General features: G+C 41.5%; 24 protein-coding genes. 16 read left to right on the top strand and 8 right to left on the bottom strand.

Features of this window, described 5'->3' with window-relative positions; translation table 11 throughout:
- Positions 1–906, bottom strand: a complete 906-nt coding sequence (locus WA1_RS40570) for an alpha/beta fold hydrolase (RefSeq protein WP_017742746.1) — start codon at positions 904–906, stop codon at positions 1–3.
- Positions 907–1,083: 177 nt separating this feature from the next.
- Between WA1_RS40570 and WA1_RS40565 the strand changes: the two genes are divergently transcribed.
- From WA1_RS40565 to WA1_RS40555, 3 genes are all read left to right on the top strand, one after another.
- The gene (locus WA1_RS40565; RefSeq protein WP_017742745.1) at positions 1,084–1,842 is read left to right on the top strand and encodes a YebC/PmpR family DNA-binding transcriptional regulator; all 759 of its coding nucleotides are present in this window, start codon (positions 1,084–1,086) and stop codon (positions 1,840–1,842) included.
- A 205-nt stretch (positions 1,843–2,047) separates the two neighbouring features.
- The gene (locus WA1_RS40560) at positions 2,048–3,541 is read left to right on the top strand and encodes a peptidoglycan-binding domain-containing protein (protein ID WP_066613189.1); all 1,494 of its coding nucleotides are present in this window, start codon (positions 2,048–2,050) and stop codon (positions 3,539–3,541) included.
- Between the two features lie 178 nt (positions 3,542–3,719).
- The gene (locus WA1_RS40555) at positions 3,720–4,154 is read left to right on the top strand and encodes a hypothetical protein (protein WP_017742743.1); all 435 of its coding nucleotides are present in this window, start codon (positions 3,720–3,722) and stop codon (positions 4,152–4,154) included.
- A 250-nt stretch (positions 4,155–4,404) separates the two neighbouring features.
- On the opposite strand, the gene WA1_RS40550 is transcribed toward WA1_RS40555, so the two are convergent.
- Together WA1_RS40550 and WA1_RS40545 are read right to left on the bottom strand one after the other, a co-directional pair.
- The gene (locus tag WA1_RS40550; protein WP_017742742.1) at positions 4,405–6,117 is read right to left on the bottom strand and encodes a diflavin flavoprotein; all 1,713 of its coding nucleotides are present in this window, start codon (positions 6,115–6,117) and stop codon (positions 4,405–4,407) included.
- A gap of 238 nt (positions 6,118–6,355) precedes the next feature.
- Positions 6,356–8,080, bottom strand: coding sequence for a diflavin flavoprotein (locus WA1_RS40545; protein WP_017742741.1), 1,725 nt, complete (start codon positions 8,078–8,080; stop codon positions 6,356–6,358).
- A gap of 139 nt (positions 8,081–8,219) precedes the next feature.
- On the opposite strand from WA1_RS40545, the gene WA1_RS40540 reads away from it, so the two are divergent.
- Positions 8,220–9,020: a pantothenate kinase gene (locus tag WA1_RS40540; protein WP_017742740.1), complete on the top strand. Its 801-nt coding sequence runs from the start codon at positions 8,220–8,222 to the stop codon at positions 9,018–9,020.
- A gap of 16 nt (positions 9,021–9,036) precedes the next feature.
- Here the strand turns inward: WA1_RS40540 and WA1_RS40535 are convergent, their stop codons facing one another.
- Positions 9,037–9,963, bottom strand: coding sequence for a DNA adenine methylase (locus WA1_RS40535; RefSeq protein ID WP_017742739.1), 927 nt, complete (start codon positions 9,961–9,963; stop codon positions 9,037–9,039).
- 481 nt (positions 9,964–10,444) lie between these two features.
- Between WA1_RS40535 and WA1_RS40530 the strand changes: the two genes are divergently transcribed.
- The 7 genes from WA1_RS40530 (at position 10,445) to WA1_RS40505 (ending at position 16,598) form a co-directional block, all read left to right on the top strand.
- A complete protein-coding gene (locus WA1_RS40530) occupies positions 10,445–10,699 on the top strand; it encodes a hypothetical protein (protein WP_017742738.1) in 255 nt (84 codons plus the stop codon).
- 188 nt (positions 10,700–10,887) lie between these two features.
- Positions 10,888–11,061, top strand: a complete 174-nt coding sequence (locus tag WA1_RS57665; protein ID WP_017742737.1) for a hypothetical protein — start codon at positions 10,888–10,890, stop codon at positions 11,059–11,061.
- Positions 11,062–11,091: 30 nt separating this feature from the next.
- Positions 11,092–12,087 carry a DUF1156 domain-containing protein gene (locus WA1_RS40525; protein WP_017742736.1) on the top strand — a complete coding sequence of 332 codons (996 nt, stop codon included), beginning with the start codon at positions 11,092–11,094 and terminating at the stop codon, positions 12,085–12,087.
- 432 nt (positions 12,088–12,519) lie between these two features.
- Positions 12,520–14,586 carry an ATP-binding protein gene (locus tag WA1_RS40520; protein ID WP_017742735.1) on the top strand — a complete coding sequence of 689 codons (2,067 nt, stop codon included), beginning with the start codon at positions 12,520–12,522 and terminating at the stop codon, positions 14,584–14,586.
- Between the two features lie 161 nt (positions 14,587–14,747).
- Positions 14,748–15,932 (top strand): SNF2-related protein, encoded by a 1,185-nt coding sequence (locus tag WA1_RS40515; protein ID WP_017742734.1) that lies wholly within the window; start codon positions 14,748–14,750, stop codon positions 15,930–15,932.
- 22 nt (positions 15,933–15,954) lie between these two features.
- Positions 15,955–16,191, top strand: coding sequence for an antitoxin family protein (locus WA1_RS40510; protein WP_017742733.1), 237 nt, complete (start codon positions 15,955–15,957; stop codon positions 16,189–16,191).
- A complete protein-coding gene (locus WA1_RS40505) occupies positions 16,188–16,598 on the top strand; it encodes a type II toxin-antitoxin system VapC family toxin (RefSeq protein WP_017742732.1) in 411 nt (136 codons plus the stop codon). Before WA1_RS40510 ends, WA1_RS40505 begins: the two co-directional genes overlap by 4 nt.
- 319 nt (positions 16,599–16,917) lie before the next feature.
- Here WA1_RS40505 and WA1_RS40500 read toward each other — a convergent pair whose 3' ends face one another.
- The gene (locus WA1_RS40500) at positions 16,918–18,300 is read right to left on the bottom strand and encodes a glycerol acyltransferase (protein ID WP_017742731.1); all 1,383 of its coding nucleotides are present in this window, start codon (positions 18,298–18,300) and stop codon (positions 16,918–16,920) included.
- Between the two features lie 144 nt (positions 18,301–18,444).
- Between WA1_RS40500 and WA1_RS40495 the strand changes: the two genes are divergently transcribed.
- The 3 genes from WA1_RS40495 to WA1_RS40485 all read left to right on the top strand — a co-directional run bounded on the left by WA1_RS40495 (position 18,445) and on the right by WA1_RS40485 (position 21,811).
- Entirely contained in the window at positions 18,445–20,244 is a 1,800-nt protein-coding gene (locus WA1_RS40495; RefSeq protein ID WP_081403035.1) for a proline--tRNA ligase, read from the top strand.
- A gap of 85 nt (positions 20,245–20,329) precedes the next feature.
- Positions 20,330–21,136, top strand: coding sequence for an LmeA family phospholipid-binding protein (locus WA1_RS40490; RefSeq protein ID WP_017742729.1), 807 nt, complete (start codon positions 20,330–20,332; stop codon positions 21,134–21,136).
- A gap of 72 nt (positions 21,137–21,208) precedes the next feature.
- Complete coding sequence (locus WA1_RS40485; RefSeq protein WP_017742728.1) at positions 21,209–21,811, top strand: GerMN domain-containing protein; 603 nt, start codon at positions 21,209–21,211, stop codon at positions 21,809–21,811.
- Positions 21,812–21,842: 31 nt separating this feature from the next.
- On the opposite strand, the gene WA1_RS40480 is transcribed toward WA1_RS40485, so the two are convergent.
- The 3 genes from WA1_RS40480 to efp form a co-directional block, all read right to left on the bottom strand.
- Complete coding sequence (locus tag WA1_RS40480; protein ID WP_017742727.1) at positions 21,843–22,187, bottom strand: ArsR/SmtB family transcription factor; 345 nt, start codon at positions 22,185–22,187, stop codon at positions 21,843–21,845.
- Between the two features lie 124 nt (positions 22,188–22,311).
- The gene (accB, locus tag WA1_RS40475) at positions 22,312–22,854 is read right to left on the bottom strand and encodes an acetyl-CoA carboxylase biotin carboxyl carrier protein (protein WP_017742726.1); all 543 of its coding nucleotides are present in this window, start codon (positions 22,852–22,854) and stop codon (positions 22,312–22,314) included.
- 234 nt (positions 22,855–23,088) lie between these two features.
- Complete coding sequence (gene efp / locus WA1_RS40470) at positions 23,089–23,646, bottom strand: elongation factor P (protein WP_017742725.1); 558 nt, start codon at positions 23,644–23,646, stop codon at positions 23,089–23,091.
- A 738-nt stretch (positions 23,647–24,384) separates the two neighbouring features.
- Between efp and WA1_RS40460 the strand changes: the two genes are divergently transcribed.
- Positions 24,385–25,773, top strand: coding sequence for a bifunctional sterol desaturase/short chain dehydrogenase (locus WA1_RS40460; protein ID WP_017742723.1), 1,389 nt, complete (start codon positions 24,385–24,387; stop codon positions 25,771–25,773).
- A gap of 223 nt (positions 25,774–25,996) precedes the next feature.
- On the top strand, positions 25,997–26,314 hold the full coding sequence (locus WA1_RS40455; RefSeq protein WP_026134568.1) for a hypothetical protein: 318 nt from the start codon (positions 25,997–25,999) through the stop codon (positions 26,312–26,314).
- Positions 26,315–26,399 lie beyond the last annotated feature (85 nt).

Raw genomic sequence — 26,399 nt, 5'->3', positions numbered from 1 at the left:
TTACTTTTTCAGTCCTAACTCCCAAATCCAATCTTGTAAAATTGGATTGATAACTTCAGGAGCTTCATCTTGCGGACAATGCCCAACGCCTTCTAAGGGAATAAACTTTTGTACTTGTGGATAATTAGCCAATTCTCTACCTAATTCAATTGGTTCCCAGGGGTCGGCTGCTCCCCATAAAATAATTGCAGGGCATGGAAGTTGAGGTAATAGGTCTTCGGGTAGAGGTCCGGTAGAATATGCGGTAAAGGCAAGGAACACAGCAACAGCACCAGGATCTTGTGCGGGTTCCATCAGAATATCTACTAATTCTTCTGTGACTGCCTCAGAATTAGCATAGGCTTTGAGGAGAATCTGCCGTACTGTTTTTGGTTTGGCAATTTGGTTGAAAAAGAAGTCTCCTATTGGTTTAATGGAGAGTACCTGTTGGAGTAGAGGTGCTCCATAGCGACGATGCCAGGGTAAAGTTACCCGTTTGCGATCGTGTAGCAGTCGCAGAGAACAATTGAGCAAGGCAACTCCCAAGACAAGTTCTGGATTATCCACTGCTGTTTGCATCACTACAATACAACCAACAGAGTTAGCAACTAAAAATGCTGGTTCGCCCACAACTTCACAGCAAAAGTCCGCAATTTGCTGTCCCCACGTTTCAAAAGTATAGAAAATTTTTTCTCCCGGTTTTGGTTTTGCCGAACCACCAAAACCAATTAAATCAATCGCAAACACACGGCAATTTTCTGCCAGTGAAGGTATATTTTTTCGCCAGTGCCACCATGAAGCGCCAAAGCCATGTACTAAAACAACAGCAGGTCCGGAGGTTCCCTGGGTTTGATAACAAATGGGAAACCCTTGCCAAATCCAGGTTTTTGTTGATATAAATTCTGAGGTGGAAGCAGAGGAGGTCATGAGAATTGGGTTGTTAGTACAAGGAAGATGTGTAGCCGTTTATCGCGGACATTTCTGTCTTTATTTTGACGCAGTTGATGTGCAATAGCACGCTTCTTTTTCGGAAACAGAACTAGGCAAAGGATAAAATCAGGTTATATCCTAATTTTAAAAAGCTTGTATTGATAATTTCCGCGTATGGCAGGACATAGTAAATGGGCAAATATTAAACGCCAAAAGGCAGTGGTAGATGCAAAAAAAGGCAAGACTTTTACTCAACTGTCACGTGCAATTATTGTCGCGGCCAGAAGTGGAGTACCCGATCCTGTTGGCAATTTTCAATTACGTACTGCTATTGAAAAGGCAAAGGCTGCAGGAATTCCCAATGATAATATCGAAAGGGCGATCGCTAAAGGTGCTGGTACGTTTGCAGGCGATAATTCTAGTTTAGAATCAATTCGCTATGAAGGATACGGTCCTCTTGGAGTTGCTGTTCTCATCGAAGCACTGACAGACAATCGAAACCGAACTGCGGCTGACTTGCGTACCGCCTTTAGTAAAAATGGTGGAAACCTGGGTGAAACAGGCTGTGTCAGTTGGATGTTTGCCCAGAAAGGCGTTTGTACGGTGCATGGAGTTGTGGATGAAGAACAGCTTTTAGAAGCATCCTTAGAGGGCGGTGCTGATACTTATGAGATGACTGAGGATAAAACGGCTGAGGTATTTACCGAAGTGCCAATTTTGGAAAGCCTCAGCCAAACCCTTAAAGAAAAAGGTTTTCAGGTGAGCGATGTTGAATTACGCTGGATTCCCGGTAATAACGTAGAAGTCACAGATTTAGATCAAGCGCGATCGCTTTTAAAGTTAATCGATTCTTTGGAGGGTTTGGATGACGTGCAAAATGTTACTACTAACTTTGATATGTCAGAAGAATTGATGATGACCAGTGACCAGTGACCAGTGACCAGTGACCAGTGACAAATGAAATTTTGGAAAAGATTGTATGTCTGAAATGTTGCATTAAATATGCACTGTCAAGGTGTTACAAAGCGTGGTATTATGAAACACCAACAATTAAATAACGTTTAGTTCCATCCCAATCATTAAAAACTCGTTACCAAAACTCGTTACCAGGTTTGTAAACCACACCGAGCAAACAACTATGACAATTATTAGATATTTTTATCCCGGATCGGCGAACAGACTGTTATCTAGCAATCCATATGCGCCTGTTAAATTGAGTGAGAATTTTTTTACACATTTAAATTGGATGAAACTATCTAGCAGTGCTACAAGCCCTTTTTTGGCTGTAGCCTTAACCTTGTTTGTTCTCGGTGTGGCAGAACAAACTCTAGCCGCTCAGAAAGTAGGAAGTGATGGACCTGAAGTTGCTAGCATTCAAAGATGTTTAAAACAATTAGGGTATTTTAACGGTAAGGTAACAGGTAAATTTGCTTCCAAAACACGGGAAGCTGTCAAAAGTTTTCAACGAGACAATAGGCTTCCTACTGTCGGGGTGGTAGGTAACCAAACGCAACAACTTTTGCGATCGCAGTGTCAAAACCGAATTTCTGGTGGTCGTGTCGGTGAGGGTTTGCGACGGGGTAGCAGAGGTGCATCCGTCAGAAGATTGCAACAAGATTTGCAACGGTTGGGACATTTCAACGGTGATATAACAGGTTATTTTGGCTCAGAAACAGAGCGAGCCGTCTCTCAATTCCAACAATCCAATGGCATCAGATCTGATGGTATTGTTGGTACGAGAACAAAAGAAGCTATTCGTGTCAGTTTAAACCAACCCGATTACCCACCAAATCAACCCGGTTATTATCCATCAAACCAACCCGATTACCCACCAAATCAACCCGGTTATTATCCATCAAACCAACCCGGTTACCAAGATAACACTAGTGGTTCCTATTTAAAACTGGGTGATTCAGGTCAAGAAGTTAGAAAATTGCAAGAAGACTTGCAGCAATTGGGTTATTTTCGTCCAAATCCCACGGGAAATTATGGTCCTGCAACTCAGGAAGCTGTAGAACGTTTCCAACAAAATTATGGACTGACACGCAGTGGTGTTGCTGACTCACAAACCTTAGCCAGAATATCAGATGCTTTGGCAGGAGGGACAAATTCTGCAAATTCTAATTGTTCAGTTAATCAAGGTGATATTTGTTTGGGTGAGAGGAGTCAGCGTGTCGAAATAGTACAACGGCGTTTGCAGGATTTAGGATTGTTTCAAGGTAGAATCACCAACTATTATGGTCCGGCAACTAGGAATGCTGTAAGTCAATTTCAAAGAAATCGCGGACTCGAAGCGAATGGATTTGTCGATTATCAAACTTGGCAAGCGTTGGGATTGAATAATCCAGGAGGTTACCCTGGTAGTTCTGGTGGTTATCCCGATCTTTCTGGCAATGGGGGCAATTCCCCTGAATGGACTCCCGGACGTGAAAATCGCTATGTGGTCATTGTACCAATTCGCAGTTACGACACTTTAAGTAGAGTCCGTCAATATGTACCCTCTGCTTTTCAAGCAGACTCGCGACTGGGTACTTATGTTAATGCCGGACAATATAACAGTCGTTCGGAAGCAGAAAAACAGTCTGACTATTTGCGATCGCAAGGTCTAGATGCACGCGTAGAATATTTTTAATCAGTGACCAGTGACCAGTGACCAGTGACCAATGACCAGTGAATCTTTTCTATTGAAAGAATTTTCTCTTTCAAGAGGAAGATGTGTTGCTGGTCACAAATAATGTTTAAATAAAGAAGTTTAAATTTTGAAAAAAATATTTTGTCAAGCTTCCATCAAAATAGTATAGAGGTGCAAAATGCTATCAGAGAAAGAAGCGATCGGGATACTTGAAGAAAATAATATGAAGCCTAGTACACTTCAACAACAAGGAAAAAGGACGTTAGTTGCCAAACTGACTAATGGGTATTCATTTGTGATCAAGAAAGATGAGTCAATGCCCGGTTATTTGTGTGCTTATCTCAACTCCAATAAAAATGGAGATTTAATGACATGGAACAGAATTAATAAAAATTCTTTGCTGTTAGCTATTAAAAGTGTACATGAATTTCTGGGAATTCAGCCTCAATGGAAAGTGGAAAGCGATCGCTTGATGACTCCTGTGACTTTTGCGTTTTTATCTTTACTTATAAGTACAGGATATCTCTTTGGTAGCAAGCTAGCTTACTGCAACGCCCAGAACTCAGAGATGTATTTGTCCCAACCCGAACAGTTATCAGTTATTAGTAAATAAAAATCTTGTATCTTGATGGATCTTGTATCTTGATGGATTTTGTATCTTGATGGATCTTGTATCTTGATGGATCTTGTATCTTGATGGATCTTGTATCTTGATGGATCTTGTATCTTGATGGATCTTGTATCTTGTGGTACGGGCGTCCCCGCCCGTCCTAAATTAAGGTTTGCCAGTCCACTGCAAAAAACCCGACTTCTCAAAGAAGCCAGGTTCTAGAACAACTTGGTCACTGGTCACTGGTCAAGTGTTAATAATGACTACCTGACTTGCGATGATGTACTGCAGTCACACCCTCATTATCTAGCAACTTACCATCTTTGACAGTTGCATAAATCAGCCAATGATCGCCGCATTCCATACGGTTTGTTACAGTACACTCCATATATGCAAGCGCATCAGTCAGGATTGGACAACCATTTTCAGCTTCTGCTGTTGCAACATCAACAAATCGGTTTTGTCCAGGACCAAAGGGTTTTAGAAAGTGCTTCATCAAACCCAAGTGATTGCCTTCTTTTAAAACATTAAGAACAAATTTGTTGCCAGAGTATGTTAGTGATTCCACAGCACGGTCTTTAGCCACCGCAACGGTCAAAGCAGGAGGATTAAAGCTTGCTTGAGATACCCAAGAAGCTAACATGGCACTGGAGATATCGTCTTGTTTTGCTGTCAATACACACAGCGAACCAACAATTCTACCAACAGCTTGTTCTGTTGTTGTAGCTGGTACACTTTGGGAACGCACTTTTTTGGCTTTCTTAAGTGCTTGGGCAAAGTCGGTTCCTGCTTCTTCACACATTTGTAGGGTGGTATCATTTGGTTTGAACTTAACTCGGATGGTTTCAAAACCAAAACGATAGCCTGCGTCCTTCAGCTTATCTTCTAGGAAATCAACTGCTTCCCCACTCCAACCAAAAGAACCAAATACACCAGTGAGTTTGTTGTTAGTTGCAGTTGAGAGAACAATCCCCAACGCGGTTTGAATTGGTGTTGGTGCGTGACCGCCGAGAGTTGGAGAACCAATGATAAAGCCAGCTGCTTTTTCTAAGGCTGTCCGGATTTCCTCCGGTTCGGCAACTTCGCAATTTATTGATTCTACCGCAACGCCAGCTTTGGTAATACCACGAGCGATCGCTTGGGCTAGAGTTGCCGTATTCCCGTAAGCGGAAGCATAAATCAATGCAACAGAAGTATCTTGAGATGTTTGCTGTTGACTCCACTGGCGGTAAGCTTTTGTCAGATCGAGCAAACCATAGCGTACCAAAGGACCGTGTCCGGTTGCATACACTCTCACCGGAAACTCAGAAAGTTTTTCCAAGGCTGTCTCAACCTGACGAGCATGAGGAGCCATTAAGCAATCATAGTAATAGCGTCGATCTTCTTGAAATATCTCCCAACCTTCGTCAAAGACTTGGTCACCACAAATATGCACTCCAAATAACTTATCTGTGTAGAGAATTTCTGTTTGTGGATCGTAAGTACAGAGTTGATCTGGATAGTGAGGGTTAGGAGTAGGAATGAATTGTAAAAGATGCTCTTTCCCTAAGTCAAGAGTGTCTTCCCCTCGCATCACAAGAACTGGTAAATCTGGGTTTTCCAAAGCACCGCGCAAATTGATTGCTCCTGGGTTAGAACAAACAAAGGTAATTTGAGGTGCAATTTCAAGCATTGCTTTTAAAGTTGCTGCACGGTTGGGATTAACATGACCCAAAATCACATAATCAATCTCTTGTAAATTAAACCGCTTCTGCAGTGCATCCAGATAAATTTCTGTAAATGTTTCTCCTGGAGGATCGATGAGAGCAGTTTTATCTCCTTTGATTAAATAGGAATTAGCTGTTGTACCTTTAGCAAGAGCATATTCAATTTCAAATCTTAGGCGAGTCCAACTGCGAGAACGGAATACAGTTGTATCTGTGGCAATGGGGAGGACTTGAACGTCACGGGGTTTTGTGGAAGACATAGCGATTTTGGATTTTAGATTTTGGATTTTGGATTAAGGAATTTGGGATTTTTAATTCTGATTTTGGTTTTCGGATTTCGGATTATTTCTAAGGCTAGATTTTCCAGGTCTTAGATTTTAGATTATTTCTAGTGTTAGGTTTTTAGGATTTGAGATTTTTGATCGATCAAAAATCTCAAATCCCCAATCTAAAATCTCAAATCCCTCAATCTAAAATCCAAAATCCAAAATCCAAAATCTAATAATGATTTCCAACCTTACGATGGTGAACGGCGGTGAGGGCTTCTGTCTTGCTCACCCGTCCTGCGTAAACCGTGCTGTATACAATCCAGTGATCGCCACCGTCCATTCTACTGACCACTTCGCACTCCATATATGCCAAAGCTTCTGTAAGGATGGGTGCTCCATTTTCTGCTGATTGGGTTTTGACTCCTTCAAAGCGGTCAGCACCTGGAGCAAATCGTTTGAGGAAGTGCTTCATCAGGCGTTGGTAGTTGTCTTCTTCTAAGACGTTAAGTACAAACTTATCGCCCACTTGCATCAGCGATTCAATTGCCCTGTCTTTGGCAACCGCTATTGTTATGCCTATGGGTTTGAAACTGGCTTGGCTGACCCAAGACGCTAACATGGCACTGGATACATCGCCCTTTTTCGCAGTGATAATGTACAGCCCGCCACTGATTCTACCTAAGGCTTTGTCGAGGTCAGCACCTAAAGATTTCATCTGCTTGATGCTGCGATCGCGTGTCACCCACTGTCCTAAGTCTGTTCCTGCTTCTTCACAAAGCTTGTAGGTGTTTTCTGTGGGCGTTTGTTTAATCCGAATCGCTGGGAACGCTGTTGTTAAACCTAAATTCCGGAATTTACTTAGTAATGGGTCAATTGGTTCGTCATCTCCTCCGCCTGACTCAAAGATTCCGACTGCTTGTTTCTCGTTCACAGAACCTAAGATGGTACTGAGAGCACCTTGAATCTGAGTTGCATCTGAAGCTGGAGACATTCCAACGACAATTCCACCACAGCGACTGACAAGCTCTCGCAATTCTACCAAGTCACTAACGGCACGTAAGTCTATCAGTTCAACAGCAACGCCCGTTTTTGTGATACCCAAAGCTATTGCTTGAGCTAGACGATAGCTATACCCGTAATCTGAGGTATAAAAGACCCCGACTGTTGTTTCTGCTTTAGTTTGTGTTTGGCTCCAATTGCGGTAGCGTCCGGTTAATTCTTCAACATTGTGATATAATAGGGGACCGTGGCCTGTGGCAACTAAGCTAATCTTTTCCAGTTCAGCCATGCGCTTGAGCGCAGATAAGACCGAGCGGGCATTAGGAGCCATCAGACATTCATAGTAATATTCAAAATCAGCTTCAATCGCTTTTAAATCTTCGTCATAGGTACTGTCCGAGCAGTAGTGCAACCCAAAAGCGTCACAGGTGAAGAGAGTTTGGGTTTTGTGGTCAAAGGTAAAGATGGTGTCAGGCCAGTGTAAATTGGGTGCAATCACAAATTCTAATTCGTGTCCGTTGCCTAAATCCAAGCGATCGCCATTTTTCACAATTTGGCGCTTGAAAGGCTGATGCACTAAATTTTCCAGAAATTGAATAGCGACTTTCGAGCCAACAACAGTAATCTCTGGAGCAAGTTGTAACACATCTTTAACTAAACCACTGTGGTCTGGCTCGGTATGGCTGATAATTAAATAACTGATATCGGCTGGATTAACCAAACCTTTTAGGGTATCTAAAAACAGTTGGCGAAACTTTTCGTGAGATGTATCCACCAATGCTGTGTGCTCACCGCGTATGAGGAATGAGTTGTAGGTAGTTCCATTTTGCAGACCGAACTCAATATCAAAGCGGTCTCGGTCCCAATCCAGAGATCGAATTGCCGTTGTGTCGGAAGCAATATCGACTATCTGCATGGTCAGCCTTTTGTTAGTTTTTTCGGTGAGTGCTACCATAATATCCCCTCCTAAGCGAATGAGTATTTATTACTCTGCTTCTATTGTGCCACGAGTTTTTTGTAACGTTTTATGAAAATTTATATTATTTGGTTAAAAAAAGTTTATGAGAGGGAGTGGGGAGTGGGGAGTAGGAAGAATGGCAAACAGTACTTTATGGCTGGCATTGATGATAGGGAATTCTCGACTGCATTGGGCGTGGTTTACAGGCAAATCAGACATTTCTGCTTGGGACACAGACCATTTGCCACCAAAAGTTATACATCAATTATCTAACTGTAAAACATTAGAGGACTTCATAACCCATTTCCCCCCCTCCCTCACTCCCCTCCTCCCCCACTCCCTACTCCCTACTCCCTACTCCCTACTTCTAGCTTCTGTGGTTCCTAGTCAAACAGAACTCTGGCAATCTTACCCAAATGTTCGCGTTATCACCTTAGACCAAATCCCCTTACAAGGTCTTTATCCTACACTAGGAATCGATCGCTCCCTAGCTTTGTTGGGTGCTGGGCAGAATTGGGGTTTTCCCATGTTAGTTATTGATGCGGGAACAGCACTAACTTTTACAGGTGCAGACGCTAACAAACGTTTAGTTGGCGGCGCAATTCTTCCAGGGTTAGGTCTACAGTTTAAGACGCTTGCTCAAAAAACTGGACAATTACCAATGGTTGAACGACAAGAGCAACTTCCACAACGGTTTGCTTTAAAGACTGAAGAAGCAATACAAAGTGGAGTTATCTATACTCTAGTTGCTGGAATCAAAGATTTTGTTGAGGCGTGGAGGCGGGATTACCCTGAGGGGAAGATTGCAATGACTGGAGGCGATCGCACCTTGTTAATAAACTATTTGCAATCCCAGTTTCCTGAGATTGCAGCACGGTTCTATGTGGAACAGAATTTGATTTTTTGGGGAATGCGAGCAGTACTTACTAGAGTTTAGAGTCAAATATAGGCTTTTAGTAATTCATAATTAAAATTTCCTTAATTAGTTTCCGCTTTGAAGCATCACAATTTATATTGCGTACAGCCATGACTCTTTCAATACGATAACCTGCATAGGAATTATCAAAAAAATTATCGTTAACATCTTCATTTTTTGGATCGGAGTTACTTAAAAGTAATTTAGCTCTCTTTGCATCAAGAGATTTGAAAAAGTCTCGCAGTCGCAATTGTTCAGAATCATCAAATATATTTTGTGAATATGAAGTAAAGTTAGACGTTTTACTAATTGGTCTATAAGGTGGATCGAAATAAACAAATGTATTACTATCTACAGATTCTTCACACTTACTAAAGTCTCCATAATGAATTTGAGTCTTTTTAAGAGCTTCAGAAACAGCTTTTAAATTTGTATGATCGCATATATTAGGGTTTTTATATCTACCTACTGGAACATTAAAACTTCCGTTTGAATTCACTCTAAAAAGTCCATTGAAACAAGTACGGTTTAGAAAAATGATTTGTGCAGTTCTCTCAATCCATTCTGAATTATATTTGGTTGAATCTATTTCTTTGCGTCGCCAATTAAATTCTGCCCTCACTTGATAAAAGTATGTTTTTCTTTCCTTATCATCAAGAGATAAATACTTATTTTGTATATCTAATAAAAGTGAAATTAGTTCCTCTACACTGCATTGAATGGTTTTGTATGCTATGACTAATTCAATATTAATATCAAAAATAAAAACTTCTTGAATTGGATAGTTTTGAACCAGATGCAAGAAAACTGCTCCACCTCCAACAAATGGCTCTACGTATTTTTTTATTGAACCCTCTGCTAATTCATTGGGAAAAAAACTATTCATCTGATCGAGGAGTTGACCTTTCCCTCCCGCCCATTTTAGAAAAGGTTTTGCTACCATTGATTTTTCTAAGATAAACATATTGGATATTTTAAATATAGTTCATTTGTATCGGAACGTTATTTAGAATATGATACATTTAACTTAGTAGTTTTATACAACGCTCTTTTGCTCACTTTTAACATAACCAATCTGTTCAGCCTTGAGCTAAGCATCATTGGTGTAATTGGGAGAAGCAATATCATCTACAAAATCTGAAAGTCCAAGCTTTGAAGGACTTGCTCGAAAATACTCCACCTAACATCACCAGACTTTGATGCAGAACAGCCAAGTGGGGGTACTTAAAGGAAAAACGTAACCTGTGAAGGTTTTGATAGGTCCCTATATTATAGTTGACATCGCACTTGACCGCAACCTGTTTTTTAGTTTGTGGAATACCACGAGGTCGAAGGCTAAGGTGTTTAAACGTGCATTGTGTCCCTCAAGTTGGCGTATTACCTTTGCCAGTTTTATGGATGAAACGAGTAGCTGACTGTCCTCTGAACGGGTAATTCTAGCACCATTGCGGGAAGCTTTAACCAAAATCTGGGAAGATGCACGAGGCGCACAAGTTAAGAAAATTAGCTTGCTCAGTTTAAGGGTTTTTGATAGTGGTGATGGGTTTAAACTGCTTGGCGCAATTAACACTGTCTCAGGTGCAGATAAACAAGTCAAACTGACGGCTGAATATGAATCGCAACCAATTACATTTATGCCCGTACTATACGTTGTCCTTATTGCGAAGGCATTATCCCTCTTTCTCCTAACTGGAAACTAGCACCTGATGGCACAGGAGTACGCTTAAAGCCAGATTTAAATAAACGCATTTGTGAATTTGAAATCGTTAGTAAAAGCAAAGACCAATCAGCAGGTACAGTTAGCAAAGGTGATGCTCAGTGTCCCTATCCTGATTGTAATCGAGTTGTTTCAGGTGATGAGATAAGATCTCAAGCACAAGCAGGAGAAATGGGCGATCAATTATTCGCTATCGTATATAAAGAAAGAATAGAAACACAAACTAAAACAGGTAAAATTAGAGAAAAATGGGAGAGGGGATACCGCGTACCTCCACATACTGATGATAATTTAGTAGCAATTAAGGAAAAGCTAGTAGAAAAATTAATTGAATGGGAAGCTTAGAATTTTGTTCCTACCGAGGAATATCTTCCTATGTTTGCTGATCGTTCAAGAAATTACGGTGTTCGATATTGGAGAGATTTATTTAATCCTCGTCAACTTCTTTGTCATGGGACAAGTGTAGAAGTATTCCGAGAATTATTAGAAAAAGAAGAACTACAAGGAACGTTAGATGAAACAACTAAAGCAGCATTTATTTATTTAAGTTTTGCTTTAGATAAACTGCTGAATTATAACTCTCGAATGTCTGTATGGATGCCAACAAGAGAAGTTGTGGCAAATACTTTTAATCGTCATGATTTTGCTTTTTGTTGGTCTTATGCTGAAATGGCACCCTTAATTACTGGACTAGGTTATGATTGGGCGATCGCACAAACTGGAAAATGTATTGAAGAACTTATCGAGTTAAGTCGTCCAGACATTGACATCAAAAAAGCTAGCAGCAAAAGCAAGCAACTCGATCTAAAGCTAACAACTTCGTTTACCTGTCCCAATATTACCATTACTAACGACTCTGGAGATAATCTCGTTCATTTAGAAGATAGCAGCGTAGATGCTGTTGTCTTCGATCCTCCCTACTATGACAACGTAATGTATGCGGAATTAAGCGACTTCTTCTATGTTTGGCTTAAACGTACAGCAGGTTATGTTTACCCTGAATTCTTCACTCGTCAACTGACAGATAAAGAAAACGAAGCGGTAGCTAACCCTGCTAAATTTCAAGGAGAAAAAGGCGCAAAAGCATTAGCTACCAAAGACTATCAAGAACGCATGGCAAGTATTTTTGCAGAATGTCGCCGCGTTCTTAAAGAAGATGGAATTCTCACTCTCATGTTTACTCATAAAGCCCAAGGTGTGGAAGTGTTACCTGTTTCCATTACCTACACGGGCTTTGCAGGAGAAGAAGGAGAGGTAGCAGAAGCTGCTAAAGATTTTGATGTCTTAGAAAGCTTGCGTCGCTTAGCTTTTAGCGAAAAAGTTGCACGACCCAAACAATTAGAATTGTGGCTCAATATTCAAATAGCGTAGGAAATTGAATTATGAAGAATCAAAAAGACGGAAACTCTTAGCAAAATTTTCTTATGCATGAGTTATTTTCAATATATTTGAAGAGATTTGCACTAAGAACATTTTTATTTAACGAATAAAATATAGCAATCCTATCTGATTTGTGTAAATTCGAGTGTTCAGATCCCCGACTTCTTTGAGAAGTCGGGGATCTAACTGTTTGCAAATGATTTAGGATTGCTATAGTTGTTCAATCGCCTGATATCTATGCCGAATTAGGAAAAAAAGAAATCCAAATGTTGCAAGAAAAAGAACCGAAGTTATTGGAGTCTGGTCAAAGTAGTCAGTGAATGTTAAAGTGGGACAGAAAAAAGCGAACTTTAAACCTTGTGGAGTTTATGAGCTTAATCTTTCCACCCTCAATCTTGAACTACAGGAAGGAGATCGAGAATAATGCTAACCTTCGATGAACTTTGGGAATTCCTCACTATCCAAGACGAAAGTACAGAAATCGAAGCCAAGAAAGCATCAGAAGTAGGTAAAAGTTGCTGGGAAACCATTAGCGCATTTGCCAATGAACCTGGTTTAGGTGGCGGATACTTGCTCCTTGGGATTAAATCTCCACAAGACAGTAACAACAATGAGTATGAAATCGAAGGAATCATTAACCCTGACAAAATTCAAACAGACTTATCTAGCCAATGTAGCGAAGTTTTTAACATTCCCATTCGTCCTTATATAGAGCTCGCTATCAAAGACGGTAAAACCATAATTGTTGCTTTTATCCCCGAAGCCCAACCTTCAGAAAAACCTATTTATATAAAAAATCAAGGGCTTCCTAAAGGTGCATACAGACGCATTTCCTCTACTGACCAACGCTGTACTGAAAAAGACATAGAACGGTTCTATCAAGAACGCAGTTATCAAACCTATGACACTACACCAATCCCAGACGCTACCTTCGATGATTTAGATCCAGAAGCGATCGCCGCTTATCGCAGAGAAAGACAAGCCGTAAACTCTAACGCTAGTGAACTCGGTTATGAGGATCGGAAGCTACTTTTTGCCCTAAATGTGCTCACCAAACATCCCACTCAAAAAGGAGAATATTGCCCCACTATAGCCGGATTAATCTTATTTGGAAATGCGATCGCCTTGCGACGCTACTTCCCCATGCACCGTATCGACTACATCCTTGTAGAAGGTAAAGAGTGGGTTTCAGATCTGGATAAGCGTTATCAAAGTATCGAAATCCGCGAACCCCTACTATTAGCTATTCCCAAATTAATCACCCTTGTCCTTAACGATCTCCCCAAAGCCTTTAATCTTGCAGAAAATGACATTCACCGCCGAGAAACCCCCCTGATTCCCCGTAAAGTGATCCGAGAGGCGATCGTTAATGCCTTAATGCATCGTAACTATCGAGAATGGAGTCCTGTCCAGATTATTCGCTTTTCTGACCGTCTAGAAATTCGTAATCCTGGTTATTCTCTTAAACCTACAGATGAATTCGATCAACCTGGTTCTAAAACTCGTAACGAAAAAATTGCAGCAGTTCTCCATGAAGTAAACATTGCAGAAACAAAAGGATCTGGAGGTCGGGTGATGTTAGAGAAAATGCTAGAAGCTAACTTGACCCTACCTTTGTTTGTTTCCAATCGCGATAGAGATTATTTTCACGTTACCCTTTTTACTCATCATCTCCTTGATGGAGATGATATTGAATGGCTGAAACAATTTAAAAATTACGCATTAAGTAATGATGAAGTCAAAGCATTGGTTCTATTGAGCCAAGTGAAGATTATTAATAATTTTATTTACCGTTTCACTAATGATGTTGATACTCTTACAGCTAGTCAACACCTGAGACGCTTACGGGATGCCGGACTACTACTACAACAAGGCAAAGGATCGGCTACTTGCTACATTCTTAGCCCTGAGTTTCAATCAAAGGATGAATCAGAGGTAGATAAATCTAATTTAGACAGTAGTACACCTGATAGGAAAAGCTTATCTAGACAGTTGGAAAACCCTAACCTGGATAGTAGTACACCTGCTAGAGAAAGCTTATCTGGACAGTTGGAAAACTCTAACCTGGATAGTAGTACACCTGCTAGAGAAAGCTTATCTGGACAGTTGGAAAACTCTAACCTGGATAGTAGTACACCTGCTAGAGAAAGCTTATCTGGACAGTTGGAAAATTCTAACCTGGATAGTAGTACACTTACACCTGAACAACTGACTCTTGAATTATTTACTCCCAATAAAAAAGATTCATTGGAAGAGCGATTAACGAAAATAGGTAAACGAAACGAACCAGAGGAAATCAAAAGTTTAATCCTTGAGTTGTGCGAACTAAAAAGTCGCGCATCTAGTGAATTAGAATCTTTATTAAAACGAAATAGAAAATATTTATTAGACCAGTATTTAAAGCCTTTAATTGATGAAGGATTGCTTGAATATACAAATCCTGAAAAACCGAACGCTCCTCATCAAACTTACCGCACTATTCAAAAATAAATCGTATTTTTATCCTAATTATGCCTAAACCAGAGGAAAACAAAATTATTTACAGCTTTATTTATTACTACTTGTATCCAAGAAATCGGATGAAAAATTATATTTTGTATGGGATGAAACTGTAGTTAAATGCACGCTTACATTCTAATGCATAAAAATCTATGAGTTTACTTACAGACTACACTTGGCAAACTAAATATGACTCTGACACTTTGAGCTTAATTAAAGAGTTTTACGAACCTGCTTTGAATTGTGCAGTCAGATACGATCGCTCTACAGGATTTTTTTCCGCTCGCATCCTCACCCTCGCCGCATTGGGAATTGAAGGTTTAATCCGCAATCATGGAGTGATGCGGTTAATCATTGGCTGTACTCTTCAAGAAAAAGAAGTAGACTCCATCGCACGAGGTGAAAAACTCAGAGAAGTCATAGATCGTTCCCTGTCTAATTCTCCTCTAGTTGCAGAAAATGATGAAGAAGCAGACGCACTAGAACTCTTATCCTGGATGATTGCTCGTGGTTATTTAGAAGTCAAACTTGCCTTACCCTGTAGTCTAGATCGCCAACCACTTCCCATACAAGGTATTTTTCATGAAAAAGCAGGAGCGATCGAAGACAAAGCGGGAAACCGACTAGCCTTTAATGGCAGTGTTAATGAAACAGCCAAAGGTTGGACAAGCAATTGGGAAAGCTTTCACGTTTTCACTGACTGGGGCGGGACAAAAACCTATGTAGATGATGAAGAGCGTGGATTTGCTAAATTATGGACTAATCAAGCCAAACGCTTTCTGGTAATGGATGTTCCCACTGCAGTACGAGAACAACTCTTGAGGTATTTACCACCTAACGATCAAAAACCGAAACGCTTGGAAACAAGTCCAGAGCTAGAAGCGAGTACCCTAAATACTGTAGAGATTGGATCTATTGATACTACAACTGAAACCAATAATCAGCCCCCAGACTTGCAAGAACAATTCAAACAAATTTGGAGCATGATTCAATATGGAGCAGCAATTCCAGGTAGAGGCGATCGCGTAGGCGAAGCCACCTGTGCAATAATACCCTATCCTCATCAAATTAGCGCTTTTCAGCGTCTTTATCAAAATTGGCCTCCCAAACTCCTCATAGCAGACGAAGTTGGCTTAGGAAAAACCATTCAAGCCGGCTTGCTCATTCGTCAAGCTTGGTTAGCAGGAATTGCCAAGCGGATTCTCATTCTTGCTCCGAAAGCGGTTCTGACTCAATGGCAAATAGAACTCAATACTCCTCGGTTAACAATGATTGAGGTCTCAGAACTAGCTCTTAACCGCAAACCGTTTTTCACGGAGAGCGAATACAATGTTTAGTAAATAAAGACTAGGTTATCAAATGCAAACCTTAAAAGCTATTTATGAAAATGGTGTGTTTCGCCCTTTAGAAGAACCTGAATTGATTGAAGGGCAATTTGTCCAACTGATAGTTGAACCTACTACTCCTCTTAGTCCTCAAGATATGCTACAACTCGCTGCTCAAGTTTATGAGGGATTGTCAGCAACGGATATTGACGAAATTGAAGAAATCGCCTTGAATCGAGACAATTTTTTCTCTGATAGAACTGAAGCATGAGCCAAGATCCAGTTCTTTTAGATACTGATACGCTGTCAGTCATTCTGCGCCAAAATCCTCTTGTCCTTGCTAAAGCACAATCATATTTGGCGCAACATAGCAGGTTTACTTTCTCGATTATTACTCGCTATGAAATTCTACGAGGACTGAAAGCTAAAACGGCTAATAAGCAACTCGAAGCATTTGAACAGTTTTGCACCAACAACATTATTCTCCCTTTAACTGATGAGATAGTTGTTCAAGCAGCTGATATCTATGCAGAACTAAGGAGAAAAGGAGCTCCTATCGGGGATGCGGATATTTTGATTGCTGCTTCAGCAATGGTTAATAGCATGGCGATTGTTACTAACAATCAATCCCATTTTTGTCAAATTTCTGGCTTGACTGTATATAACTGGTTAGCTTAACTAAATGTCTCTACTTACGGATTATACTTGCCAAAATAAATATGACTATAAAATCCTCAACAGTTGAGCCAGGAGTTATTGCGTTTCCTAGTTTCCTGAGGTACAAATTTATCTGCGTCTGTCCGCGTTCATCTGCGGTTAATTATTTCTTAGAGTACCTCACTTGACATCTTGCACCTTCTTTGTGGGAGTGGGTGGTGGGCTTTAGCCCTACCTACTCAAATTTATGAGGGATTGTCATTAACGGATATTGATGAAATTGAAGAAATGCTTACCTATTTAACTAATTCTAAGTAGATAGTTTTGCTCAATATTGTTGTTATGTATTATCCTTCAAAACCAGCCCTTCCAACCTCTGTTGTAAATCTTTTGTGAGATCGGCAACTGCTTGTCTTGCACCTTGGCGACTTGCTTTGTAAGCAGGGTAACGCTTGGAAACAGACAACGGCTCACCAATGATTATTTTCACATTTTGCTTGCCAAGATTGGGAGTTCGGACAGGGTTTCCACCTGTAATCCGATTGACGACATTCCACAGAAGTAAAGTTGTCTCGGCAAATCGTTCTGCTGTGGGTTTTTCTCGCACGTATTTGCCCGTGACTGCAACTAAATTTTCCACCAGTCTCATGTGCCACATTCGCAAATTCGCTTCTTCTGCTATACGATCGCCTAACGCCTTTTCTACAGGAGACAGTGCTTTTATATCCTTAAATTCCTCTCTAAAAATATAATTCCATCCCGCTTGCTCTACCCGCCGACAGCGATCGCTAAAATTTCCTTTAGCTTGCAAGTCAAAATAACCTTCAGCAACTTGTAAAACCACATCTAACACAGCTTGAAGACGAGCGGCAAAAAGCTCATTGACATCTAGTCCGGACTCGGGAACTGGCAACTTTCTATGGTAGAACCGCTTGTAAAATTCTTCCATCAAAGATAATAAACGTTCGCTCACGCTTATCAGGCGAGGGTAGAGACAGTCGAAGGTCGCAGGGGAAGGCGATGAGGCTACACCAATAATCGTTTCTAATTCAGTTAAAAGATTGGCAATAGAATCCCAAGGAGCGGCAACATAATTGTAGCGAATACCGACTGGTACAATAAACACCTGTTCATCCCGCTTGTCTTTCTGTAAATCCTCAGCACACCAAAAACCCATTTGGGCAATACCCGGTTCTAGAGGATTGACAATTTCTGAAAGACCATTGGTAGCTCCTTCGGGTGCAGCCGCCATGGGAAACTGACCGTTGACAAATAAGTCACGTGCTGATCGCAATCCCGTCCAATCTGCTTTCCCTCGTTGAATAGGAGTTCCACCCAAATGAGATACAATCCAGCCAACGTGGGAACCAGCCCAAAGAGGAATTCCACGGTCATAGATAAAATGAGCGTGAATGGGATGCTGTAGCACTGTACCCCCATGTCGTGCTACCTTTGGCAGAATGTGATAAAGCAAATAGCCCAAAGCAAAGGGATCGTCCGTCTTTGGATGGCGAAATGCCAGCATAAAGCGGATTTTACCTTCTTGGAACTGGCGGTATAAATCTACCAAAACCTCTACGTTGTCTGCTTCAATATGGTTAATTGCTGTTTGCCAGCGTATCCATTTGGGTAATACCAACTGGACAACGCGTAAAAATAAAGGATCTAACGCCGGGGGAATAAATTCCAAGGGTGGTTGGGCTTGATAACTAATATCGGGCAAGGTGCTTTTCTCCTGAAGTTGTGAGCGGACATTTTAAAAAGGTTGATTAAAGTAAGCTTGCTTATACCTTTTGGTAATTTATAGCAAGCTAATAGACTAACTTAACTGATTAAAGGATTATTGAATCTGGAAAGGGGACAAACGATGCGACTGTCACAAATGCTATTCCTCACACTTAGGGACGATCCAGCAGATGCTGAGATTCCCAGCCATAAACTCTTAGTCCGCGCCGGCTACATTCGTCGCATCGGTAGCGGTGTATATGCTTACCTTCCATTTATGTGGCGAGTCTTGCAAAGAGTCTCCCAAATTGTCCGGGAAGAAATCAACAAAGTGGGAGGACAAGAATGTCTCTTACCTCAGTTACAACCATCTGAGTTATGGAAAGAGTCGGGACGATGGGACACTTACACCAGAGGGGAAGGCATTATGTTCTTCCTCAAGGATCGTCGCGAGCAAGAACAAGCTTTGGGACCGACTCATGAGGAAGTGATTACGACGATCGCACGCGATATGATTCGTTCCTACCGTCAGCTTCCACAGATTTTTTACCAAATTCAGACAAAATTCCGCGATGAAATTCGTCCTCGCTTTGGCTTGATGCGCGGACGAGAATTTATCATGAAGGATGCTTATTCCTTCCACCCAGATGAAGAAAGTTTGAAAAAAACATATCAGGATATGGATACCGCCTACCATAATATCCTACGAAGATGCGGTCTAGCTTTTCGTGCCGTACAAGCTGATTCCGGTGCAATTGGCGGTTCTGGTTCCCAGGAATTTATGGTGCTAGCCGAAGCAGGCGAAGATGAAGTCTTGTACACAGAAGATGGACAATACGCTGCTAACGTAGAAAAAGCGGTTTCTCTCCCACCTGATGCAGAACCGTCACCGTTTACTAGCTATGAAAAGCGGGCAACTCCTGGAACAGAGACTATTGAGAAAATGTGTAAATTTCTCAAATGTTCCCCCACCCAAGTCGTAAAAAATGTTCTTTATCAAACAATTTTTGATAATGGGATGACAGCGTTAGTGCTAGTTAGTATCCGAGGCGACCAAGAGGTTAATGATGTCAAGTTGCAAAACGAACTGACCAAACTTGCTCCTCAGTTTGGTGCCAAAGCTGCTATTAAGTTGTTAGTACCAGATGCGGAAGATCAATCAAAACTGCTAAAACCTTTACCTTTGGGCTATATTGCACCAGATATTGCCGACAGTCACATTCACTCCGCCAAAGATGTCGTTCCTAATTTTGTACGCTTTGTTGATAAAACAGCCGTTGATTTGAAGAATTTTGCCACGGGTGCAAATGAATCTGGCTATCACGTCGTTGGTGCAAATTGGCATGAGCAGTATAAATTACCCGAAATTACAGTAGATCTGCGTAAGTCAAAACCTGGGGATCGAGCCGTTCACAATCCCGATCAACTTTTGATGAGCGCTCGTGGAATTGAGGTAGGACATATTTTTCAATTAGGTACTAAGTATTCCCAAGCAATGGGCGCAACGTATACCAACGAACAAGGAGAAGAAAAACCTCTAATCATGGGTTGTTACGGTGTAGGTGTATCGCGGTTAGCGCAATCTGCTGTAGAGCAATCCTATGACAAAGATGGGATTATTTGGCCTGCTGCGATCGCACCTTATCAGGCAATTGTTACGATTCCTAACGTTAAAGATGCCCAACAAGTGGAAATCGCGGAAAAACTTTATGCAGAACTGAACCAAGCCGGAATTGACACCCTACTTGACGATCGCGACGAGCGACCGGGAGTAAAATTCAAAGATGCCGATTTAATTGGAATCCCTTATAGAATCGTCACCGGACGAGCGATCGCCAATGGTAAAGTTGAAGTCGTTGAAAGGAAAAGCCGCAACTCTCAGGAAATTGATATTGCTGAAGTTGTATCTACTATAAAGGAGTGGTTAGTTGTTAATGGTTAGTGGCGTAGGACAGGCGTCTCGCCTGTCATTGTGAATAGTTAGTAGTCATTCTCCACCAACAACTAACAACCAACAACTAACAAGTATGGAACTCCTCACAATAGTCCTATCCGGCTTGCTAGGATTGATTGCTCCTGTAGGATTGGTGATTGACCGAACTGCTGAAAATGCCATACGCTCTCAATTCGCTAATGTGAAGCAGTTACAGGTACGAGTTGATAATGCGCCCTCTCATCAGTTGCTACAAGGAAAAGTCCAACGAGTGAGGGTTGCGGGTCGTTCTTTGCAACTCAAGCAGCAAAATCTTCAAATTGCCGCTTTAGAATTGGAAACCGACGCCATTGAATTAGACCCGCGTACTCTTAGAAGAAAACCGTTATTTCAACGACCTTTACAGGCGGGTCTGCGCGTTGTTTTAACCCAGGAGGATATCAACAAGCTTTTACAGTCACCCAAATTCTTAGCTCAGTTGGAAAAAATGAAAATTAGCGTGGACGATTCATCAAATACAGAATATAACTCTGTATATAAATTTGTCGATCCAAGTGTAAAATTTTTAACAAACAATAGACTGAGATTCCAAGTAGAATTACAGAATGAAAGCCAAAATAAACCTTTGTTAATTAAGGCAGAATCAGGGCTAAATATTATTGGTGGTAAAAATATTCAACTCGTCGAGCCAGAGGTCACTGCCAATGGAGAAGCCGCTCCACCACAATTTTTAAATCAAATTGTGAATAATATCAACAAACGATTGGATTTGGGAAACTTAGAAGGTGACGGTCTACAAGTACGAATTCTAAAATTAAATATGAAACAACAAGAATTAGAAATCGCAGCATTCATACGAATAGAACCGTCCTCCAAGTTTTTGGAAACTCCAGGCTCTTAGGTAACGTCTTTTACCAGGCTTCTTCTTAAAGTAAGACTTTTTTCTATTTCAGCTTAAAGCAAGGAATTCAATATGAAAGAACAACAAGGTAATCGTATTTCTTCAGGTATCATTGCAGCTATTTCAGTAGCGGTTATTGCTGTCAGTGGTGCTATAGCTTACTACGCGTTAAACCCAGAAAAAGGAGTAATATCAAAGCCCAATCCGGGTGTCACTCAACAACCTAACAGCAACACGCAAATCACTAACGAACAAAAGGTTGAAGTCTATTGGTTGCAAGACAATGGCACAAAGCTTTCATTAGTTCCGCAAGCAGTTACACTACCCCAAGGAGAACCCGACCAAGTTATAGAAGCAGCTTTTTCAAAGCTATTAGCTGGACCAACGGAAGGAACTGATTCCACAACTATCCCAACAGAAACCAAGTTGCTGGGAGTGAAAGTAGGAGATGACGGCGTCCACGTCAACTTATCAGAAGATTTTACGACAGGAGGTGGTAGTTCCTCCATGATGGGTCGTGTGGGACAAGTTGTTTACACCGCCACCTCTTTAAATCCCAATGCCAAAGTATACATTGAGGTCAACGGCAAACAGTTGGACGTTTTAGGCGGCGAAGGTTTGGAGTTAGAACAACCTCTCACCCGTGAAAGTTACAAACAAAATTTTGAACTTTAGCAGTAACTGGTCACTGGTCACTGGTCACTGGTCACTGATTATTTAACACCCGAAAGTTACGGGCTTGCTGTTCCAACCGAGTGGCGAGACGATCGCAAACTCGGTTGCACAATTCAAAAATCATTTCATCTTCTACCCGGTAATAAGCACAAGTTCCTGCGCTACGGCGGCTGAGTATTCCTGCTTGCCACATAACTTTCAGGTGTTTTGACACATTAGCTTGAGAAGTTTGTGTTGCCTCTACCAATTCTTGCACGCATTTTTCTTCATCCCGCAGTAAATGCAACAGCCGCAGACGCATGGGTTCACTCAAGAGGCTGAAGTATTCAGCCACTTGTTGCACAACTTCCGGTGGTACAGGCAACGCTTGTTTCATCAGGGTAGATCCGTAAGGACGCAGCTGGAAATTTTAACAATGACCATTAAATTTAGCCAGGAAACGCTTGCTAGACCCTGAAGGGCTTAGCTGCGGTTTATTGACTTGATATATAGATTAATACTTAATCTGGTTTAATTCGCATCAAAGGTTGACCGTATTCCACTGGTTCACTGTTTTGTAGAAGAATTTCTACCACTTGCCCTGAAACTTCTGCTTCTATTTCGTTCATGAGTTTCATGGCTTCTATGATACAAACTGTTTGACCTCGCTTAACGCGATCGCCCACTTCCACAAATGGCGCTTCACTGGGACCGGGGGCGCGGTAAAACGTTCCCACCATTGGGGAGGGGATTTCAACCAGTTTTAAGTCAATAACAGGGGAAGAAGCGACTGGCGACGGAATCCCTTTTGTAGCAGTCGTCATGTCAATAGGAGTCAGTTCCGTCACCGTCGGCACCACCAATGGCGGAGGCGGTGGAATGGGTGGCAATCCCGAAGACACCGCACCTTGTCCCGCTTGACCTACTGACATTACCTGGTTGCTAACACTAACAGCTTTGCGAACCGTTAATTCAAAATCGTCACTTTTGAGAGTCACTTCTGCAATATCTGTTTGTGCAATGGTCGTCAGTAGTTGGCGGATTTCGTTAAAGTCTAATGGCACAGCTTTTCTTACCTCATGCAATTAGGTGGTAGAGAGACTCATACCAACTTTGGATTTTAGATTTTGGATTTTGGATTGTTGTGCCTTTGAGTTAGGCGGTTTCAACAGTCCCAAAAAATATTACTTATTCCAATTTGGTATCTTCTGTAAAGTCAGTCATCTTTCGAGGCAGGGACACAAATCCCTGTAACGTATCAAACTCGGGATTTGCTGACGAGTGAAGTGAAAGGTAGGTTACTCCCTGCCTAAGTAAGTATCGTTACGGGTGTCGATCCGGATGCGTTCTCCTTGAGAAATAAAGAGTGGAACCATAATCATTGCTCCTGTTTCCACAGTGGCAGGTTTTGAACCACCCGTTGCAGTATCGCCCTTTACACCTGGGTCTGTTTGGACAACTTCCAACACTACTGAGTTGGGCAGTTCTACCTCTAAGACTTGGTCATCCCAACGAACTACGTTGACTTCCATACCTTCCTTGAGGTATTTTACACGCTCGCCAATTTGTGCAGCACTCAATCTGCCTTCTTCATAAGATTCCATATCCATAAAGACGTATTCTTCACCTTCTTTATAGGTATGCTGCATTGTACTTTTTTCCAAATTGGCTTGCGGAACTGTTTCTCCAGCCCGGAACGTTTTTTCTACCACGTTGCCATTCTGGGCATTTTTCAGTTTTGTCCGTACAAACGCGGAACCCTTACCGGGCTTAACATGGAGAAATTCTACCACTCGCCATACAGACCCATCTAACACTATAGACACGCCAGGTCGAAAGTCGTTACTGGAAATCATGAAACCTTCATATTTTGGAGACAATCGGGATTTATTTTAACCCCCATTAGGAGTAATTAGACATTAATCATTTGTGATTAGTCATTAGTACTCATTAACAGTGAGCCGTGACCAGTGAGCAGTGACCAGTTAGGGACTAGGGGGCTATGCCACCGTATGATGCTTTTGGTGGGCTTTAGCCTTACCTACTGAGTCATAGAAACCCGGTATCTCCTAGATACCGGGTTTCTTTATCTATTATCTCTTCAGATTTCAATGCATCAATTGCTACGACTGAAAAATACTGCAGCAATCATGATTAAACTTAAAAGTACGAGAGGTACAAAAAGGTTAGGAATATCTGATAATTGCATCTGTTCTGAAAAATCAAAAATGAAAATAAAAGTCTTCTTGTTGCCTGTTGTTAAGAAAAGTGTAGCACCAAAAGTCCAAAACTATTGACAAATAGATATAAATATGGATTTTAGTCGTAAAATTGCCTTGATGACAGCATCCAGATCCCTGACTTCGTAAAAGTTGTCGGGGATCTAACTTTTCACGAATAATTTAGGATTGCTATATGTCTGGGCAGAGCAATTCTGGGTAAACTCTTTGCCAAGTGAGTTTTTCTCGGTATATATTACTAAGGGATTTGTACTGTGTCGTTCTAGTCACTCTAAGCCACAAAAGTTGGGCTGTTTACGTGCAATACCAACGCAATTGCAACACAATAATTTTGGAGTGTAAGTAAAGTAGGTTATGGTGTCCTTTTGGATAGCGATCGCGGCTTGGGGACTAGGCTCTATCTTATGGGCAGAACTAGTACGAGATTTGTATCACGTCTTAGCCCATCACTGGCAACCACTATATCGGCAACACGTGTGGCATCATCGTGTCTTTCATCGAGATTTGAACGTTGTGAATGCTGAAATCTACCGTCAGGCACAATGGCATCACGATTTGCCTGAATGCCTTGTGATGTTGCTGTTTTCGCTAGTAGTTTGGTGGGGATGTTCTCAGTGGACGCCACAGTACCAGTTGGCAGCCCTAGTAGGAACGCTTTACACTTTGACGTTTTTAGCTAGCTGTATAGCACGTGGCATTGGCAGCGAATGGGCGCGGGAAGCAACCGATGTCACTCACCTGCCCGGTCCTTTTATCACTCCTCCGGGAAACTGGTTCGTAAATCGACCCTATCACTGGCGGCATCACTTCGATAGCGATCGCGCTTACTATTGCAGTACTTTTACTCTTATAGATAAGCTCATGGGTACAGCACTGGCACTAAAGGGTAAAAAAATTGCCGTTACCGGAGCATCGGGAACGCTAGGGCGATCGCTGCTTTTACATTTGCATTTAGCAGGTGCGAAGGTGGTAGCCCTGAGTTCAAAATCAGAACCCGTAACTCTGACAGTGAATGACAAACCACTGACAGTGAAGACAATTTCTTGGGAAGTCGGGAAAGAGGGAGAACTGCTTGAACATCTAAAACAGATAGATATTTTAGTCCTCAACCACGGTATTAACGTTAAAGGTGAAAGAACACCAGAGGCAATTTTTAAATCTTACGAGATCAATACCTTTTCTAGTTGGCGACTGCTGGAACTCTTTTTAACCACCGTTCGGACTCACGAACACGTAGCTCTCAAAGAAGTGTGGATAAATACTTCTGAAGCAGAGGTCAGCCCCGCGATTAGCCCTTTGTACGAACTTTCCAAACGTGCTTTGGGAGATTTAGTCACATTACGTCGTTTGGATGCTCCTTGTGTAATACGTAAATTAATTTTAGGACCTTTCAAAAGCAACCTTAATCCCATTGGAGTTATGTCCGGTGATTGGGTGGCACGACAAATTGTAGCATCAGCCAAACGCGATGCTCGCAATATTATTGTGGCAATCAATCCTTTGACATATCTACTATTTCCGGTGAAGGAATTTTTTGTATCAACGTATTTCAGATTTTTTAGTCATTCAAAGGTTTTGTCAAAAGCAACGACTGAGTCAGTTTTACCTAAATTAGAAATAGGTGGCAGCAACGGGCAATTAGAAATAGGTAGCAGCAACGGGCAATTAGAAATAGGTAGCAGCAACGGGCAATTAGAAATAGGTGGCAGCAACGGGCAAGATGCCCGTACCACAAGAGGTTAACTACCTACATCTCTCTCTCTTGAGGATGTAGCTTTTTGAAAAGTTAGCTTTCATTAATTTGGAGTAGGCATCTTGCCTGCTCTTTTGATTTATAAATATAGATAAGCTAACAATTCTTTAACTTGCACAGCTTTAGTAAACTTAGCTCTTGTGGGGTGCGAGGACGCTCGCCCTACTGTGCAAACTAAAAGTGCAACAGCTTTATGTACTCAAAGTGAGAACCATGACTGAAACAAAACGCGATCGCACTGCTCGCCGGGGAAGAATTTTCCCCGAAATTCAATGGACAGAAGAACAAAAAGCCCAAGGGAGAGCAGAATGCTTAGAATTCCGCAAGCAATCTCAAGTCATCTTTGACCGCGTTAAGCCAGAATTCATGCAAACGCACTATAACTGGTACATGACGATTGAGCCGGATAGTGGCGAATATTTTATCTTTCAAGACGAATTGGAGAGCGCTAAAGTAGCTCATGAGAAATACCCTGGTGCCAAGTTGTATACTTTCCGGATCAACGAAACAGGTGTGTGCGGTACGATATGATTTCTGGATTTTTTGGTGTTGAGGATGCTTTGTTCTTTCCGCAAAATCTAAAATCTAAAATCCAAAATCTAAAATCCAAAATGGT

The organism is Scytonema hofmannii PCC 7110 (assembly GCF_000346485.2).
Classification (GTDB): Bacteria; Cyanobacteriota; Cyanobacteriia; order Cyanobacteriales; family Nostocaceae; genus Scytonema; species Scytonema hofmannii.
The sequence above is the reverse complement of the archived record's forward strand: the minus strand, read 5'-3'. Positions and strand labels throughout refer to the sequence as shown.

Excerpts from the sequence above, each read along its gene's own strand:
- WA1_RS40570 (WP_017742746.1), bottom strand. The coding sequence starts at position 906 with ATGACCTCCTCTGCTTCCACCTCAGAATTTATATCAACAAAAACCTGG.
- WA1_RS40565 (WP_017742745.1), top strand. The coding sequence starts at position 1,084 with ATGGCAGGACATAGTAAATGGGCAAATATTAAACGCCAAAAGGCAGTG.
- WA1_RS40560 (WP_066613189.1), top strand. The coding sequence starts at position 2,048 with ATGACAATTATTAGATATTTTTATCCCGGATCGGCGAACAGACTGTTA.
- WA1_RS40555 (WP_017742743.1), top strand. The coding sequence starts at position 3,720 with ATGCTATCAGAGAAAGAAGCGATCGGGATACTTGAAGAAAATAATATG.
- WA1_RS40550 (WP_017742742.1), bottom strand. The coding sequence starts at position 6,117 with ATGTCTTCCACAAAACCCCGTGACGTTCAAGTCCTCCCCATTGCCACA.
- WA1_RS40545 (WP_017742741.1), bottom strand. The coding sequence starts at position 8,080 with ATGGTAGCACTCACCGAAAAAACTAACAAAAGGCTGACCATGCAGATA.
- WA1_RS40540 (WP_017742740.1), top strand. The coding sequence starts at position 8,220 with ATGGCAAACAGTACTTTATGGCTGGCATTGATGATAGGGAATTCTCGA.
- WA1_RS40535 (WP_017742739.1), bottom strand. The coding sequence starts at position 9,963 with ATGTTTATCTTAGAAAAATCAATGGTAGCAAAACCTTTTCTAAAATGG.
- WA1_RS57665 (WP_017742737.1), top strand. The coding sequence starts at position 10,888 with ATGGGCGATCAATTATTCGCTATCGTATATAAAGAAAGAATAGAAACA.
- WA1_RS40525 (WP_017742736.1), top strand. The coding sequence starts at position 11,092 with ATGTTTGCTGATCGTTCAAGAAATTACGGTGTTCGATATTGGAGAGAT.
- WA1_RS40520 (WP_017742735.1), top strand. The coding sequence starts at position 12,520 with ATGCTAACCTTCGATGAACTTTGGGAATTCCTCACTATCCAAGACGAA.
- WA1_RS40515 (WP_017742734.1), top strand. The coding sequence starts at position 14,748 with ATGAGTTTACTTACAGACTACACTTGGCAAACTAAATATGACTCTGAC.
- WA1_RS40510 (WP_017742733.1), top strand. The coding sequence starts at position 15,955 with ATGCAAACCTTAAAAGCTATTTATGAAAATGGTGTGTTTCGCCCTTTA.
- WA1_RS40505 (WP_017742732.1), top strand. The coding sequence starts at position 16,188 with ATGAGCCAAGATCCAGTTCTTTTAGATACTGATACGCTGTCAGTCATT.
- WA1_RS40495 (WP_081403035.1), top strand. The coding sequence starts at position 18,445 with ATGCGACTGTCACAAATGCTATTCCTCACACTTAGGGACGATCCAGCA.
- WA1_RS40490 (WP_017742729.1), top strand. The coding sequence starts at position 20,330 with ATGGAACTCCTCACAATAGTCCTATCCGGCTTGCTAGGATTGATTGCT.
- WA1_RS40485 (WP_017742728.1), top strand. The coding sequence starts at position 21,209 with ATGAAAGAACAACAAGGTAATCGTATTTCTTCAGGTATCATTGCAGCT.
- WA1_RS40480 (WP_017742727.1), bottom strand. The coding sequence starts at position 22,187 with ATGAAACAAGCGTTGCCTGTACCACCGGAAGTTGTGCAACAAGTGGCT.
- efp (WP_017742725.1), bottom strand. The coding sequence starts at position 23,646 with ATGATTTCCAGTAACGACTTTCGACCTGGCGTGTCTATAGTGTTAGAT.
- WA1_RS40460 (WP_017742723.1), top strand. The coding sequence starts at position 24,385 with ATGGTGTCCTTTTGGATAGCGATCGCGGCTTGGGGACTAGGCTCTATC.
- WA1_RS40455 (WP_026134568.1), top strand. The coding sequence starts at position 25,997 with ATGACTGAAACAAAACGCGATCGCACTGCTCGCCGGGGAAGAATTTTC.